At 43.4% G+C, this 516-nt stretch carries 1 protein-coding gene and 1 pseudogene; both read right to left on the minus strand.

Features of this window, described 5'->3' with window-relative positions; all coding sequences use genetic code 11:
• Positions 1-94: hypothetical protein (locus tag J5224_RS35200; protein ID WP_264629410.1), on the minus strand; the 94-nt coding region annotated here is incomplete at its 3' end.
• Between the two features lie 54 nt (positions 95-148).
• A pseudogene (locus J5224_RS35205) lies at positions 149-361 on the minus strand (site-specific integrase); the annotation flags it as partial.
• Positions 362-516 lie beyond the last annotated feature (155 nt).

Consider the following 516-nt stretch of genomic DNA (forward strand, 5'->3'; position numbering starts at 1 on the left):
CAGCGATCGCTTCACCCACGTTGCGGCGTAAACGCTTTTGCAGTTTGTTGAGGTTGTATTGCTGCTTTTGATTAATTTGTTGATTTTCTTGCATTTTATTTCTTTTCCAAACGCTTGGGGGGCACCACAGGGGCAAATCGATGCACAGGGAAAGCCGTTTATTCAGCATTCCGACCCGATCTGCATTCAGGTCTTCTATCCATTTGCCCTAGATTTCATATACCTATTGTGCATTTTCATGCTCCCTTTGTGTAGTGATCAACCAGGGGTTGGTTCTTGCAGAAAGCAACCTGCATGTATAAGTATGGCGCGTATGGTACGGATTACGGCGACGAATGCCAGATCGTTTTACTGCTGAGTTCGATAATTGTGCCACCATCCCCACCCACATTGGGCGAGGATTTGTCGGACATTGGTTAAAATATTACTCTGTTTGGTAGTCTTTTAATTTTATCAAACAACTGGACTTGGTTTCATAGTCATAACATTTCTGAATGTAAATGTCAGGGTTCTCCT

Source organism: Candidatus Symbiopectobacterium sp. NZEC135, assembly GCF_025962695.1.